General features: G+C 68.9%; 11 protein-coding genes. 4 read left to right on the forward strand and 7 right to left on the reverse strand.

The window, feature by feature from the left end; all coding sequences use genetic code 11:
- Window positions 1-5: 5 nt before the first annotated feature.
- Window positions 6-1,373, reverse strand: a complete 1,368-nt coding sequence (locus tag ASE14_RS16320) for a cystathionine beta-synthase (protein WP_056657772.1) — start codon at window positions 1,371-1,373, stop codon at window positions 6-8.
- A gap of 241 nt (window positions 1,374-1,614) precedes the next feature.
- Between ASE14_RS16320 and ASE14_RS16325 the strand changes: the two genes are divergently transcribed.
- On the forward strand, window positions 1,615-2,298 hold the full coding sequence (locus ASE14_RS16325) for a DUF3105 domain-containing protein (protein WP_157373052.1): 684 nt from the start codon (window positions 1,615-1,617) through the stop codon (window positions 2,296-2,298).
- Complete coding sequence (locus tag ASE14_RS16330) at window positions 2,295-3,020, forward strand: DUF305 domain-containing protein (RefSeq protein WP_056657407.1); 726 nt, start codon at window positions 2,295-2,297, stop codon at window positions 3,018-3,020. The genes ASE14_RS16325 and ASE14_RS16330 overlap by 4 nt, the downstream gene beginning before the upstream one ends.
- A gap of 42 nt (window positions 3,021-3,062) precedes the next feature.
- Here ASE14_RS16330 and ASE14_RS16335 read toward each other — a convergent pair whose 3' ends face one another.
- The 3 genes from ASE14_RS16335 to ASE14_RS16345 form a co-directional block, all read right to left on the reverse strand.
- Window positions 3,063-4,490, reverse strand: coding sequence for a mechanosensitive ion channel domain-containing protein (locus tag ASE14_RS16335; protein ID WP_056657410.1), 1,428 nt, complete (start codon window positions 4,488-4,490; stop codon window positions 3,063-3,065).
- Between the two features lie 3 nt (window positions 4,491-4,493).
- The gene (locus tag ASE14_RS16340) at window positions 4,494-6,734 is read right to left on the reverse strand and encodes an adenylate/guanylate cyclase domain-containing protein (protein ID WP_082600974.1); all 2,241 of its coding nucleotides are present in this window, start codon (window positions 6,732-6,734) and stop codon (window positions 4,494-4,496) included.
- A gap of 112 nt (window positions 6,735-6,846) precedes the next feature.
- The gene (locus tag ASE14_RS16345; RefSeq protein ID WP_082601001.1) at window positions 6,847-8,790 is read right to left on the reverse strand and encodes an ABC transporter ATP-binding protein; all 1,944 of its coding nucleotides are present in this window, start codon (window positions 8,788-8,790) and stop codon (window positions 6,847-6,849) included.
- A 205-nt stretch (window positions 8,791-8,995) separates the two neighbouring features.
- Between ASE14_RS16345 and ASE14_RS16350 the strand changes: the two genes are divergently transcribed.
- The gene (locus tag ASE14_RS16350; protein WP_157373053.1) at window positions 8,996-10,723 is read left to right on the forward strand and encodes a hypothetical protein; all 1,728 of its coding nucleotides are present in this window, start codon (window positions 8,996-8,998) and stop codon (window positions 10,721-10,723) included.
- An 87-nt stretch (window positions 10,724-10,810) separates the two neighbouring features.
- On the opposite strand, the gene ASE14_RS16355 is transcribed toward ASE14_RS16350, so the two are convergent.
- The 3 genes from ASE14_RS16355 to ASE14_RS16365 all read right to left on the reverse strand — a co-directional run bounded on the left by ASE14_RS16355 (window position 10,811) and on the right by ASE14_RS16365 (window position 14,255).
- On the reverse strand, window positions 10,811-11,806 hold the full coding sequence (locus tag ASE14_RS16355) for a carbohydrate ABC transporter permease (protein WP_056657419.1): 996 nt from the start codon (window positions 11,804-11,806) through the stop codon (window positions 10,811-10,813).
- Complete coding sequence (locus tag ASE14_RS16360; protein ID WP_056657422.1) at window positions 11,803-12,771, reverse strand: carbohydrate ABC transporter permease; 969 nt, start codon at window positions 12,769-12,771, stop codon at window positions 11,803-11,805. Before ASE14_RS16360 ends, ASE14_RS16355 begins: the two co-directional genes overlap by 4 nt.
- Window positions 12,772-12,896: 125 nt before the next feature.
- The gene (locus ASE14_RS16365) at window positions 12,897-14,255 is read right to left on the reverse strand and encodes an ABC transporter substrate-binding protein (RefSeq protein WP_056657424.1); all 1,359 of its coding nucleotides are present in this window, start codon (window positions 14,253-14,255) and stop codon (window positions 12,897-12,899) included.
- Between the two features lie 268 nt (window positions 14,256-14,523).
- Between ASE14_RS16365 and ASE14_RS16370 the strand changes: the two genes are divergently transcribed.
- Window positions 14,524-15,549, forward strand: a complete 1,026-nt coding sequence (locus tag ASE14_RS16370; protein ID WP_056657426.1) for a LacI family DNA-binding transcriptional regulator — start codon at window positions 14,524-14,526, stop codon at window positions 15,547-15,549.
- The last annotated feature ends 23 nt before the right edge of the window (window positions 15,550-15,572 follow it).

Consider the following 15,572-nt stretch of genomic DNA (forward strand, 5'->3'; position numbering starts at 1 on the left):
GCCGGTCAGGCGGAGAGGTAGGAGAGCAGGTCGGTGCGGGTGATCACGCCGAGGGCCTTGCCGCCGTCGGTCACGAGCATCGCGGGGGTCGCCGAGAACGACGAGCGAGCGGATGCCACTGGCTCGTTGACCCCGATGAGCGGCAGCGGCTCCCCCACGACGCTCGAGACCTTGTCGATGAGCTTGACCTGCCCCGAGAAGACCTGGTCGAGCAGGGTCTCCTCGTGCAGCGCCCCGAGCACCTCGCCGAGCACGACGGGCGGCTCCGCGGTCAGCACGAGCAGCTGCGAGACGCCGGTCTCGGTCATGCGGTCGATCGCCTCGCGCACCGTGTCGTTCGGGTGCACGTAGACGAGCGGCGCCGTGCGGTCGGCCTTCGCCGCGAGCAGCTCGGCGATCGTGTGGCCGGCCGGGGCGTTCGAGAAGCCGTAGGCGCGCATCCACTTGTCGTTGAAGATCTTGCCGAGGTAGCCGCGGCCGCCGTCGGGCAGCAGCACCACGAACACGTCGTCGGGGCCGGCGGATGCCGCGGCCTTGAGCGCAGCCACCACGGCCATGCCGCTCGAACCGCCGACCAGGATGCCCTCTTCACGGGCGAGCCGGCGGGTCATGTCGAACGACTCGGCGTCGGAGACGGCGATGATCTCGTGCGGCACGGCGGGGTCGTAGGCGGCCGGCCAGAAGTCCTCGCCGACGCCCTCGACGAGGTAGGGACGGCCGGTGCCGCCCGAATAGACGGATCCCTCGGGGTCGGCGCCGATGATGCGCACGCGATCTTCGGACACCTCACGCAGATACCGGCCGGTGCCGGTGATCGTGCCGCCCGTGCCGACGCCGGCGACGAAGTGCGTGACCGTGCCGTCGGTGTCGCGCCAGATCTCGGGGCCGGTGGTCTCGTAGTGCGAGCGCGGCCCGTTCGGGTTGGAGTACTGGTCGGGCTTGAACGCACCGGGGATCTCGCGGGCGAGCCGGTCGGAGACGCCGTAGTACGACTCGGGGCTGTCGGGCGCGACGGCGGTCGGCGTCACGACGACCTCGGCGCCGTAGGCGGTGAGCACGTTGCGCTTGTCCTCGCCGACCTTGTCGGGGCACACGAAGATGCACTTGTAGCCGCGCTGCTGCGCGACGAGCGCGAGCCCTACCCCCGTGTTGCCCGAGGTCGGCTCCACGATCGTGCCGCCCGGTTTCAGCTTGCCCTCGCGTTCGGCGGCATCGATGATGCGGCCGGCGATGCGGTCCTTCGACGAGCCGCCGGGGTTCAGGTACTCGAGCTTCACCAGCACCGTCGCATCCGTCACCCCCTCGGTGACGTGGTGCAGCTTGACGAGCGGGGTGTCGCCGACGAGATCGATGATGGTGTCTGCGTACTTCATGGTGGTGTCCTTGCTGTCGGCTCGTTCCGCTCGGTCTGCGGACGTGAGCGGCGAACGATCGTGCGTGCGTGCGGGGTCGGTCGACGTCGTCGTCAGCGACAACACAGCGCGAGGATCACGAGGCCACTCTATCCGCTCGCGCCGTCGAGCCGAAGCGGGCGGGCGGATGTCGCGACCCGGTGTTCTCCCAGCCTGCGCGTTCATATGATTGAAGCGACAACCATGCGAGAGAGGCCAACGTGTGAGCGCGACCCCGCCCGTTCCCCCCAAGGTGAAGCAGCAGAACTCCATCAAGCAGCAGCGCGCCGCTGAACGCGAGCGCAAGCTCGCCGAGTTCAAGAAGCGCGAGGCCAAGGCCAAGCGCAATCGGCGAATCGGGATCTGGTCGGCGGTCGTCGGCGGTGTCGCCGTGGTCGGACTCGTCATCACCGCCATCGTGCTCACCCCGCAGCCCGTCTCCTACGGCGCCGGGAGCGACGGTGCCGAGATCGAGGGCGTCGAGACGTTCGACAACGGCGCCGGCCACGTCGAGGGCGTCGTCGACTACGCCCAGACCCCGCCCACGGGCGGCGAGCACAACCAGGTGTGGCTGAACTGCGGCGTCTACGAGCAGCCGGTGCCGAACGAGAACGCGGTGCACTCGCTCGAGCACGGGGCGATCTGGATCACCTACGACCCCGAACTGCCCGCTGCCGAGCTCGAGGCGCTGAAGACGCACCTGCCGTCGAGCTACGTCGTGCTCTCGCCGTTCGACGGGCTCCCCTCGCCGATCGTGCTGAGCGGCTGGAACTCGCAGCTCGCGCTCGACAACGCCGACGACGAGCGCATCCCCGCGTTCTTCGAGGAGTACTGGAAGAGCCAGAACGTGCCGGAGCCCGGCGCCCTCTGCACCGGTGCGTTCGACGCTCCGGGCAAGGTGTCGTGACGGAGCTCGCCGATCCGGTGATCCCCGCCGGCATCGCCGACGACGCCGCGCGCGAACGGCGCCGGGGCGGGCGAGCCGCCGTCATCGCCGTGGCATCCGTCGCCCTCGTCGTCGTGGCGATCGTGGCGTTCTCGATCGGGCGGCTCTCGACGCTCGCCGAGCCCACGCCCACCAGTACGAGCGCCGAGGCCGGGTTCGCCCGCGACATGCAGGTGCACCACCTGCAGGGCGTCGAGCTCGCGATGATCGTGCGCGACGCCACCGACGACGAGGAGGTGCGTCTGCTCGGGTACGACATCGCGACGACGCAGGCGCAGCAGGCCGGTCAGATGTACGGATGGCTCGCCGAGTGGGGCCTTTCGCAAGCGGGCTCCGAACCGTCGATGACCTGGATGACCCGCCCCGCCGTCGACGGCGCCGCCGGTCACGACGCGCACACCGACGCCGAGGGCGGCGCGCACACGCCCGGCGCACCGATGCCGGGGCTCGCCACACCCGCGCAGGTCGAGGAGCTCCGCGGCCTCACCGGAGTCGAAGCCGAGCGCCGCTTCCTCGACCTCATGATCGCCCACCATCAGGGCGCGGTCGAGATGGCCGATGCCGTGCTGGCGCGCTCATCGAACGAGGTCGTGGTCGCGCTCGCGCGCTCGATCGTCGACAGCCAGACCTCGGAGATCGAGCTGATGACCGAGATGCTCGCGGAGCGCACGCCCGCAGCATAGGCACGATCCGCGTCGGCGCGGCCCGACCCGCGAGCTGTGCAGCTAGCCGCGCCCGCCGAGCGCCCCGCGCACGATGCCGGCGGCGGCGAGGGCATCGGATGCCGCGCGCCGCCGGTTCTCGATCGCCTGCCCGATGTCACGCGCGACGGCCGGATTCGAGCGCACGATCTCGTCGATCACGGCGAGCGGCATCACGAGGAGCGTCGTGACCTCGGCCGCGACGGCGCGGACGAACGACGGCTCGCGAGTGAGCACCGTCTGGCCGACGGATTCGCCGACCTCGGCCCACCCCGAGTCGATCGCCCCGCGATCGGTCACGATCGAGAGGGCGAGCCGGCCGTCGACGACGACCCGCAGCATGTCGGGCACCCGGTCGGGCTGCTGCACGACCTCCCCGGTGCCGTACCGCTCGAGGTGGCACGCGGGTGCGAGCCGCGCCCGATCCTCGGCGCTCAGCCGGAACGCGGGCGCGATCAGCTCGAATGCGGCGTCGAGCTGCGCGGGCTCGGCGACGGGGTCGGTCGAGTCGCCGTCGAGCGAGAGGCCCCGCCGGCGCGCCGCGTACCAGAGCCATGCGAGCAGGAGCGACACCGCGTCATCCGCTGCCGCTGGGCCGGAGACCGGCACCTCGACCTCGTACTTCGCGGCTCCCAGGTACCGTGCTGCGGGCTGCTCGCCGCGGGCGGCCATCGGCAGCCCGCGCGCGACGTCGACGACGAGGTCGATGACCTCGTGCGGCGGATCGTCGGTCGAGAAGGTCACGGTCGCCATCGCGCGGTGCAGCTCGGTCGGGAGGCTCAGGTTGGTGAACGACGCGTTCGCGAGCGAGGCGTTCGGCACGATCTGCACGCCGGCGCCGGTGTCGATGTGCACGGCGCGCCAGTTCACCTCGATGACCCGGCCCCGGACACTCCCGGTGTCGAGCCAGTCGCCGAGCTTGAACGGCTGCTCGAAGAGCAGCAGCAGGCCCGAGATGATGCCGCCGACGGCGTTCTGCAGGGCGAGGCCGATGACGATCGAGGTGACGCCGAGCGCGGCGATGAGCCCGCCGACATCCGCGCCCCACACCCAGGAGAAGAGGATCGCGAGGCCGACGACGATGAGCACCAGGCGGCCGAGGTCGACGAAGATCGACGGGATCCGCTCGCGCCAGCTGCCGGGCTTCGCATTGGCGAAGAGGGCGACGTTGAGGGCGCTCAGCACCAGGAGGATGACGAGGAAGCCGAGCACCGTGGCGACGACGCGAGCCCACACCTGCTCTGCGGGCGACTGGAGCGCGAAGATCAGCAGGCCGAACAGCGCCCCGACCGGCACGACCCAGTTGCGGAGCAGCCGAACGGGCTTGGCGGCGGCGCTGCCACGGCGGGTCAACCAGCCGAGCACCTCGGTGAGCACGACGAGCAGCACCGGCACGCCGATGGCGAGCACGACGCCCCAGAACAGCCATCCCTCGCCGAAGAGCTCGTCCACGAGCTACTCCACCCGCCACACGGTCTCGGCGCCCTCGGCGGTCTCGATCCTGCCGGCCGAGACGATGCGCACGCCGTCCTGCAGTCGGTCCTTCACCGCCTGGCTCACGTAGATGCCGGGCCGGCCGTCGACGCTGCGCACCCGGTAGGCGAGGTTCACGGCGTCGCCCCAGAGGTCGTAGGCGAGACTCGTGCGCCCGACGAGCCCGCTCGTCACGGTGCCGGTCGCGATGCCGGCGCGCAGTTCGACGGATGCCTCGTTCGACGCGTTGAACCGTTCGACGACGGAGCGCAGCTCGGTCGCGAACTCGACCGCGCGCCGCACGTTGTCGACCCGCGGCACGATGAGACCGGAGCTGGCGAGATACCCGCCGTGGAGCGTGCGCACCTTCTCGACGCCGGTGCGCTCGGCCGCCTCGTCGAAGCCGCGCATGAGCGCGTTGAGTTGCGCGATCTCGTCGTCACTCGACAGCGACGCGGTGAAGTCATCGAAGCCGATGAGTTCGGCGAAGATGACGGAGACGTCCTGATGCACCTCGGCGATGGTCTCCTCGCCGTCCTGATAGCGCTTCGCGACGGCCTCGGGCATGAGCGTGTGCAGCAGGCGTTCGTTCTCGACGCGTTGCTCCTCGATGAGCTCCTGCTTGATGCGCAGGCTCGAGCTCATGTCGTTGAAGGCGTTGCCGAGGTCGCCGAACTCGTCGCGCGAACCGGCCGGCACCTGCACGGTGAGGTCGCCGCCGGCGACGCGCCGCACGGCGTCCGACAGCCGCCGCACCGGCCTCGTGAAGACCTGGGCGAGCAGCATCGAGAGCACGCTCACCGCGAGCAGGATCGCGAGTGTGGAGATCACGAGGGTGCGCGTGAAGTCCGTGACGGGGGCGAAGGCCTCCTCCGTGTCGATGCGGGCCACGGCGACCCAGTTGAGCCCGTCGATGTCGACCGGAGTGTACGCGGTGATGTTGTCGCGGCCGAGGTAGCCCCTCGAGATCGACGTGCCGGACTTGCCCTGTTGGGCCAACCGGACCGAGTCCGTGGTGACCGGCTGCAACAGCACGGTGCCGCCGACCTCGATCTCGCGTTCGACGAGATCGGATGGCGTGCCGTTCGCCACCGCGAGCTTCGCGTACGCCTCGGGGTCCTCGATGAGCAGGCGCGAGGTGCTGCGCATCAGGTCGTCGCTGCCGACGACGTAGACCTCGCCGGTGTCGCCGAGCCCCTGCTCCTTCCAGCGCTCGTCACCCGTGAGCACGTCATTGAGCACGTTGATCGGGATCTGCGCCGCCATGGCGCCCGTCACCCGCTCGGAGTTGCCGATCGGTGAGACCACCCAGATCGCGGGCACGTTGAGCGACGGGATGTACCGCTCGTAATCCGTCGTCGCGAGCGCGTTCACCGAGTTCGTGGCCATCACCTCGCGGTAGGCCTCCGCGAGCTGCGAGTCCTTGAGCGGCCCCGTCATGACGTTCATGCCGAGGTCGGGGCCGGAGTAGGCGGCGTAGACGACGTTGCCCTCGGTGTCGAGCATGAGCACGTCGTCGTACCCCGAAGCGTCGATGATCCGCTGGAAGTAGTCGTGGTACCGCTCGCGTGCTGCCGACCACTGGCTGCCGTCGCCGGCATCGCCGGCGTTGATGGCGGCGTCGAAGTCGAGTTCACCGCCGGGGAACCGGTAGACCTTCGAGGTGTACTCGTATTGCAGGTACTGACCGGCCGTCGACTCGGGGATGAACGCACCCGCCGCGTAGGTGCCACCGGCCCGCTCCGACAGTGCCTGGTTGAACTCGTCGACGTAGTACGTCTCGAGCTCCGCCCGCTGCTCCTCCGTGAGCGGGCGCGACTGGGCCTCCTCGAACGCCGCGTTCAGCGCGATCGAGGCGTTCTGCGCGCTGAGGTTGCGCGAGTCGAGGGTGACGCCGGTCTGCATCCCCGTGAAGACGCGCTCGAGCTCGCCCGTGCGCAGCTCGCGGATCGTGGTCAGCTGGTCGACCGCCGCTGCCCGCAGCGACTCGCGGCCGCTGACGAAGCCGATGACGCCGACGATGACCGACGAGACGAGGCTCACCCCGAGCAGCATGATGAGCAGCTTCGACTGGATGCTGAGTCCGACCCGGCGCGGCTTCGACGCACGCGGTTTCGGCTCTCTCGACGCGCGCGGTGCGGCCGGCGGCACGGCCGGCGGTGGCGTCGTCACGTCGTCGGCAGCGGATGCCTCGGGCGGCGCGCCTCGTTCGGTCGTCGACACGTCGCCCCTCTCGGCCCCCCGGCAAGATGCTCCACACTCTACTGGCGGAGGGTGCACCGATCGCAAGGGGTTCGAGCGAAGTCGTGTCCCCCGAAATCGCCGGTGAGGGCGCTCAGGCCTCGAGCACCGGCCGCTCCTCCTGCTGACGGTAGAGCGAGGCGTAGACGCCCTCGGCGCCCACGAGCTCGGCGTGCGTTCCCTGCTCGACGATGCGCCCCGCGACGACCACGAAGATGACGTCGGCCGACACGACGGTCGAGAGCCGGTGGGCGATCGCGATGGTCGTGCGGCCTCGTGCCGCGTCGTCGAGCGCCTCCTGCACGACGCGCTCGGAGATCGTGTCGAGGGCGCTCGTCGCCTCGTCGAGCACGAGCACGGCCGGGTCCTTCAGCAGCACGCGTGCGATCGCGATGCGCTGCTTCTCGCCCCCCGAAAGCCGGTAGCCGCGCTCGCCGACCACGGTGTCGTAGCCCTCGGGGAACGAGGCGATCGTCTCGTGGATGTTCGCGGCCCGCGCCGCGGCCTCGAGCTCGGCGTCGCTCGCGTCGGGCCGTGCGTATCGGAGGTTCTCGCCGATCGAGGCGTGGAAGAGGTAGGTCTCCTGGCTGACGATGCCGATGTGCGAGACGAGCGACTCCTGGTCGAGCTCGCGCACGTCGACGCCCGCGAAGCGCACGGCCCCGCCCGACGCCTCGTACAGGCGCGGCACGAGGTAGGAGACCGTCGTCTTGCCGGCGCCCGACGGCCCGACGAACGCGGCGAACTGCCCGGGCTCGATCGTGAAGCTCACCGCGTCGAGCGTCGGCCGCGAGTCGTCGTCGGCGTCGGGGTATCGGAACGAGACCTCGTCGAACTCGACGCGACCGAGCGCCGGGCCCAGCGGAACCTCGCGGGCGTCGGGCGCATCGGTGATCGCCGGCTTCAGGTCGAGGTACTCGAAGATACGCGCGAAGAGGGCGCTCGAGGTCTGCAGGTCGAGGGCGACCCGCATGAGGCCCATGAGCGGGAACAGCAGGCGCGCCTGCACGGTCGTGAATGCGACGATCGTGCCCGCCGTGACATCCGCTGCACCGCCGGCGATGAGCCAGCCGGCGACCAGGTAGACGATCGCGGGGATCGACGACATGAAGATGTTGACCATCGCGAAGAACCACTGCCCCGTCATCTGCTGCTTGACCTGCAGCTGGATCTGGTTGGCGTTCTCGTCGGCGTACCGCTCGATCTCGCTCTTCTGCCGGGTGAAGCTCTTCGACAGCAGGATGCCGGAGACCGACAGCGTCTCCTGCGTGATCGCCGTCATCTCCGAGAGCGACTCCTGCGTCTTGCCGGCGATGCGCGCCCGCACCTGGCCGACGCGGCGCTGCGCGATGACCATGAACGGCATGAGCACGAGCGCGATGATCGTGAGCTGCCAGTTGAGGATCAGCATCGCGATGAACGCCGAGATCACGGTCACGGTGTTGCCGAGCACGCTCGACACCGTGTTCGTCAGCACGCCCGCGACGCCGCCGACGTCGTTCTGCAGGCGCGACTGGATGACGCCCGTCTTCGTGCGGGTGAAGAAGCTCAGCTCCATGGCCTGGAGGTGCGTGAAGAGTCGCACGCGCAGCGTGCCCATGACGCTGTTGCCGATGGTCGCGGTGAGCCAGGTCTGCCAGACCCCGAGCAGGGCCGAGACGACGAACACGGCGATCATCGCGATGACGATCCACACGAGCACCGGCAGGTTCGGGCCAGACACCTCTCCGCTCGCATCGACCGGGAAGAGTCCGTCGTCGAACGCGCGCTGGGTCAGCAGGGGCGGGATGATGGCGAGCGCCGCGCCGATGAGCACGAGCACGACCGTCGTGACGAGCGCGGCCGTGTGCCCGGCGAAGAGTTCGGCGATGCGCCCGAGCAGGTTCGGGATCTTCGGCGCCTCGGCGTTCGCGGCCCGCTGCGCCTCCACGTCGACGGCGAACCCCCGGCGGGGCCCGCCCCCGCCTCCGCCGGCGCCGCGGCCGCCTCCAGCTCCGCCGCCGCCGCCGCCGCCGCCTCGAGGCCCTCCCCCGTGCATGCTCATGCGGCCAAGCCTAAGCGGCACGTGCGACGGCGTCTTCGCCGCTGCTCGGGCGGAGCTGCGACGCACTGTTCGCCGCCCTCGGCAGTCGGAATTGACCCCGAACTGGGGTCAATTCGCGTGGCCCGACAGGAATAGCGTGAGAAATGCTCGACTACACCCTTGAGCGAGCATCGCAGTTCCCACCCGAAGGGAGTGCTCCATGTCCATTTTCCGACCCACGACCCGCCTGACAGCCGATCGTGCACCGTTCCGGTCAGTCCTCGCGGTGATCACCATCGCCGGACTCGCCACGATCGGCGTGACCGCATTCGCGGCCCCGGCTGCCGCCGGGGAGTCGGCGGCCGCCGCCGAATCGACCCCGCCCGCCGACCCGCCGCCCGAAGTCGCCGACCCCGGTGATGCCGCCGACCAGGCGCAGCCACCCGCCCCCGACCCCGCCCCGCCCGCGCCGACTGAAGACGCCGCCGCGGTTCCACCTTCGGATTCGGCCGCACCCCCTGAGCAGGATGCTGCGCCACCCGGCGACACGGCGACCGCCGAGGAACCGGCCGCAGCCGCGTTCGCGGCGGCGCTGCTGGTGCCCCCGGGCGACGAGGTCGTCGACAAGGTCGAGATCTGCCACGCGACCGCCTCGTACAAGAACCCGTATGTGGTGAACGAGCCAGCCGCCGACGGAGACGTCTCGGGCCACGCCGATCACGTCGGCCCGATCTTCTACGTGGAGATCCCGAAGCACACCGAATGGGGCGACATCATCCCGCCGTTCTTCTACGACGACGGAGGCGAGGTACCCGCCTACTTCCCCGGCCTGAACTGGGATGAAGAGGGCCAGGCGATCTATGAGAACGACTGCGTCATTCCGACGCCGGTACCGGCGCTGATCATCAACCCCGTCGGCTGCGTGCTCCACAACGGCACCGGACAGCTCGAATTCACCCTCGGGCCGCTGCAGGAGAACGTCGACTACCTGGTTGAGGTGTGGAACAGCGACGGCGACCTCGTCGCCGACGCGAGCTTCTCCGATGAGACCGGAGACGTCGAAGGCTCATTCGCCCTCCCGCCCGGTGACTACTCGGTCACGCTCTCGCAATCGATCATCGAGGGCGAATGGGAGATCCTCGACGAGCAGTTCTTCACCATCGGCGCCTGCCCCGAGCTCGACGTGATGGTCACCCCGGGCGACTGCGTGATCGGCGATGAAGGCACGGCCACCGTGACGTTCACGGGGCTCATCGTCGGCGAGTCCTACTCGTGGGAGGTGACGGGCGAAGGCTACGCAGCCTCCGACACGTTCGAGGCGACCGCTGACACCGAGGTCGTCATGGTCGAGGATCTGCCGCCCGGCAACTTCATCGCCGCCATCGAATGGGACGGCGACGGAGATCCGGTCTTCGACTGGGTCGGCTTCGCGATCGAACCCTGCCAACCGATGATCACCGTGACCGTGACGGAGTGCCCGGCACCCGGCGGTACCGGCTCGGCACAGCTCACGCTCTCCGGCCTGGTCCAGGGAGTGGAGTACGAGGTGAAGGTCACCGACCGCGGCACGCCTGACGGCACTCCCTACGGCGGCGTGCACGTCGTCATGGGTGACGCTTCGGGCAACGCCCAGCTGCTGATCTCATCGCTGCCGGCGGATCACGCGTACACCGCGTGGATCAACGGCGTCTTCGAGGCCACCTGGGAGGAACCGCCGTTCATCGGCGGTGGCGGGTTCACACCGCTCGAGTCGGTGATGCTCTCCGCGAGCGTCGACTTCAGCCTGCACCCGTGCCCGGCGGCGCCGGTCACGCCGGCAGGGCTGGCCACCACCGGCAGTGAAGGCGTGGGCGGCCTGCTCGCCGGATCGATGCTCCTGCTCGCCCTCGGCAGCGCGGCGCTGTTCGCAGCGCGTCGTCGAGCGATGGGAATCGGTGACGTGAGCTGATCACGACGCAGGAAGAGCGGCGGGTACCCGATGGGTGCCCGCCGCTTCCCACGTCACCGTGGCGCCGAGCACGCTCGCCCGTCTCGCCTATCCCTTCGTGGCACCCGCGAGGAGGCCGCGCACGAAGTAGCGCTGCAGGCTGAAGAACACGATGAGCGGAATGACGATCGAGACGAAGGCCGCCGCCGTCAGGCGCTCCCAGTCCTGTCCCCGGGTGCCGGCCATCTCGGCCAGACGTTGGGTGATCGGCGCGACGTCTTGCGTGCCCCCGGAGAAGATGAGCGCGACGAGCAGGTCGTTCCAGACCCAGATGAATTGGAAGATCGCGAATGAGGCGAGCGCCGGAGTCGCGAGCGGCAGCACGATGCGGAAGAAGATCTGACCGTGCGTCGCGCCGTCGACCTTCGCCGCTTCGATGATGTCGGCGGGGATGTCGGAGATGAAGTTGTGCAGCAGGAAGATGGCGAGCGGCAGGCCGAACATCGCGTGGGCGAGCCAGAGCGGGAGGTAGTTCTGCTCGGGAATGATCGGCACGATGTCGTGCAACCACGCCTGCATCGGTCGAAGCCAGTTCGAGAAGATCTGCAGCAACGGCACGAGCGACATCTGCAGGGGGATGATCTGCAGGGCGAACACGAAGATGAACAGCCAGTTCACCCACTTGAACTTGATCCAGGCGAACGCGTATGCCGCCATCGCCGCGAAGACCAATGTGATCAGCGTGGCGACCACCGTGATCGCGATCGAGTTGACGATGTAGGCCCCGAGTTGCGGTGACGACGACGACGACGAGAAGAGCACGTCAGCGTAGTTGTCGAGGGTGAAGCCGGGGTTCTGGAAGATCGTCCACCACCCCGTCGTGTTGATGAGCTCCGCAGGCCGGAACGACGAGACCAGCAGCCCGAACGTCGGGATGGTCCAGAGCACCGCGATGACGAGGGAGACGATCGTCGCCGTGCGCGAGGTCAGGCGCTTCTTGACGCGCGCCGCCTTGCTACCGGGCTGGGTCTCGGCGAGCTCGGCGGCCTCGCCGTCTGCGAGGGCCTTGCCGATCGGGAGCTCGGCGGGGGCGACGCTGCTCATCGGATCTCCCTCTGCTTGCGAAGCACATTGACGTTGTAGATGATGATCGGGAGGACGAAGACGAACAGGATCAGCGCGAGCGCTGAGCCGCGGCCGACCTCGCTTGCTCGGAAGGCCTGCGTGTACATCTCGTTCGCGACGACGCTGGTGTCGAAGTTGCCTGCTGTCATCGTTCGCACGATGTCGAAGACCTTCAGCGTCGCGATCGAGATGGTCGTGAACACCACGACGAGGGAACCTCGAATGCCCGGGACGGTCACGTTCCTGAACCGCTGCCAGGCATTCGTGCCGTCGAGTTGTGCTGCCTCGACCTGTTCGGAGGGGACGCCCTTGATGGCGGCGCTGAGCAGCACCATCGCGAAGCCGGTCTGGATCCAGATCATGATGACGATGAGCAGGATCGTATTGATCGGGTCGGTCTGCATCCACTGCACCGGTTCGCCGCCGAACGCGACCACGATCGCGTTCAGCAGGCCGATCTGCTCGCGATCGCCCGAGCGGTACTCGTAGACGAACTTCCAGATGACGCTGGCTCCGACGAACGAGATCGCGATCGGCATGAAGAGGATCACCTTGTAGTACTTCTCACCGCGCGACTTGTCGATGAACACGGCGTAGGCGAGGCCGATCGCCGTCGAGATGATCGGTGCGAGCGCCACCCAGATGAACGTGTTGATGAGCGTGCGGATGGCGGCGGGCTGGGTGAACATCCAGATGAAGTTGTCGAACGTCCACTCACCGCTGTTGTTCTGGAACGCGAGGAGGCTCGTGCGGATGGCCGGATAGACCAGGCCGATCACGACGAACAGCATCGCGGGCAGCAGGAACAGGGCGAGCTGCCAGTAATCGCGACCCTTCTTGGGCGCCTTGTCGATGAAGAAGATCAGCAGGCCCACGACCGCAGCGAACACGGCGAGGCCCATCACCACCTGCAGGATCTTGCCGAGGAGATCGGCCGTGGTCATCGTGCCTCCCGATGTTCTTCATTGAAACTGGGCCGTTGGTGGAACCGGGGTGACGAGGGGCGGGGTTACGTGCCCCGCCCCTCGATCATGCCGCGCCCGTCGCTCGCGCGGGCGTGATGCGCGGGCTAGCTCGCCGGCCAGCTCGCCTCGATGGCGTCGACGACCTGTGTGGTGCTCTCGCCTCCGATCCACGCGACGATGCCCTTCCAGAAGGAGTCGGCGCCGACGGCACCGGGCATCAGGTCGGATCCATCGAACCGGAACGTCGTCTCGGGATCTTGGAGGATCTGGATCGTCTGCACGAGCAGCTCGCTCGACGCGTTCTCGGGATCGACACCCTTGTTCGCACTGACGGTACCGCCGATGCTCACGCGGATGTTCGCCCAGGTGTCGCTCGAGAGGAACGCGCGGAACGCCTCGACCTCTTCGGCCTCGCGGAACGCGACGACGAACTCACCGCCGCCCGTCACCGCCTGGGGGTCGTCGGCGTTCGCCGGCGGGGTCAGGAAGCCGAACACGTCGCCATCGGACGCCACCGAGACCTCGTCCCCGCCCTCGGGGTTCCAGAAGGTCTCGTAGAACGATGCCTGGTGGTGCAGCGAGCACTCGCCATCGAGGATCGGCAGACCGCCGGTTCCGAAGGCCTCGGTCAGCTGCGTCGACACGTCGCCGATGCCGCCGTTCACCATGTCGTCGCTCTTCAGGTACTCGCCGACGGCATCGAACGCCTCGACCACCCGTGGGTCGTTGAACGGGATCTCATGGGTCACCCACTGGTCGTACACGTCGGGGCCATGCATGCGCAGCATGTAGTCCTCGATCCAGTCGGTGGCCGGCCACCCGGTCGCGTCACCGGACTCGAGGCCGACGCACCACGGCTTGTGTTCACCCTCTGCCGCGATGGTGTCGGACAGTTCCTTGAGTTCGTCGAGCGTCTTCGGAATCTCGTACCCCTTCTCCTCGAACTCCGTCGGCGAGTACCAGACGTAGCCCTTGACGCTCGCCATGAGCGGGGCGGCGTAGAGGGTGTCTTCATAGCTGCCGTACGGCTTCCAGTCCTCAGCCCACCATTCGTCGACGTTCGCCTCGACCGGCTCGGAGGCCGGGATCAACCAGCCACCCTGGGCGAGTCGCGCGAGCAGGCCGGGCTGCGGCACGAAACCGACATCGGGCGCGTTGCCGCCCTCGGCGAGCACCGCGATCTGGGCCTCGAACTCCTTCGATCCCTGGTACTCGACGTCGATGCCGGTGCAGGTCTCGAAGTCGGCCCACGACTCGTTGAGTCGATCTGCCTCGATGTCGACGATCGTGCTGGCGGCGGTGACCTCGGCGCCGTCGAACGTGCCGTATTGCTCGTAGTCGGCGCAATCGACCTCGGCCGCGTCGTCATTCGCGGCGTCTCCGGTGCAGCCTGTGAGTGCGAGTCCAACCGCCGCGGCCGCCACCACGGGGGCCATCCAACGGCGATGCCGTCTGATTCTCATGTCATCTCCTCGTCGAGTGAATGTGGTGCAGGCGAAGCCGGGAACCGGTTCCAGCCTCCACGCTAGAACACCCGCCGCCCTCCTCACAAGGGATGGGAGGTCACGGTTCGGCCACTCCCCCGTGGCGCCGCACCGACGGGCAGAGAGCGCTCCCACCCGCTCGTCGCTGCGAGATGCCGATCATCTGGCGCCGTTCAGGAAACGGTTCCATAATCGCCCGGGCGACAGTACACTCTGGCTCGAAGCAGCCCGACGAAGGGAGGCGAGCATGGTCGCCATCGGCGATGTCGCACGCCTGGCCGGCGTCTCGAAGGCCACGGCCTCCCGGGCCCTCTCCGGCAACGGCTACGTCGCCGACGAGACGCGTCGGCGCGTCGAGTCGGCCGCAGCCGACATCGGGTACATCGCCTCACCCGACGCGGCGAGCCTCGTCACCGGGCGCACCAAGAACGTCGGTGTGGTCATCCCGTTCGTCAATCGCTGGTTCTTCGGCGAGGTGCTCGAGGGCATCGAGCGTGCGCTCCTCGCGGCCGGCTACGACCTCACGCTCTACAACCTCTCGGAGCGCGGCCGCCCCGAGCGCACGCGGGTGTTCGAGTTCTTCCTCGCCCGCAAGCGCGTGGACGCGGTCATCGCGGTGGGCGTCGACCTCGACGAGAGCGAGGTCGCCGCGCTCGAACGCCGCGAGAAGGCGCTCGTCTGTCTCGGGGGCAGCGGCGGCGCGGCCGCCCGTCTCTCCATCGACGATCGCGCCGTCGGTCAGCTCGCGACGGAGCACCTGCTCCACCTCGGGCACTCGCGCATCGCCCACCTCGCGGGCATCGGAGCGGGCGGCCAACTCGACACCGTGCACGGCCGGCGACGACACGGCTACCTCGATGCCATGGCCGCGGCGGGCCACTCGCCCTCGCCGGCCGACATCGTCGAGACCGACATGACCATGCCGGGCGGCTACCGCGCAGCGCTGCAGCTGCTCGGGCACCCCGGCCCTCGACCGACGGCGCTGTTCGCGGCATCCGACGAAGTGGCCTTCGGCGCCATGCGCGCCGCCGAGCGGCTCGGCATCACGGTGCCCCGCGACCTCTCGATCGTGGGCGTCGACGGGCACGAGTACGCCGAGATGTTCGACCTCACGACCGTCGAGCAGTACCCCGGCGAACAGGGCCGGTCGGCCGTCGACGTCGTGCTGCGACTCCTCGGCGACGAATCCGTCGCCGACCCGCTGCCCGACTCGGGCGCGCCGATGCCGACCCGCCTCGTGGTGCGGTCGAGCTCGACGGCGGCTCCGCGCTGAGCCGCCAGCGGGCGCGAATGGCT

Source organism: Agromyces sp. Root81 (genome assembly GCF_001429165.1).
Lineage (GTDB): Bacteria > Actinomycetota > Actinomycetes > Actinomycetales > Microbacteriaceae > Agromyces.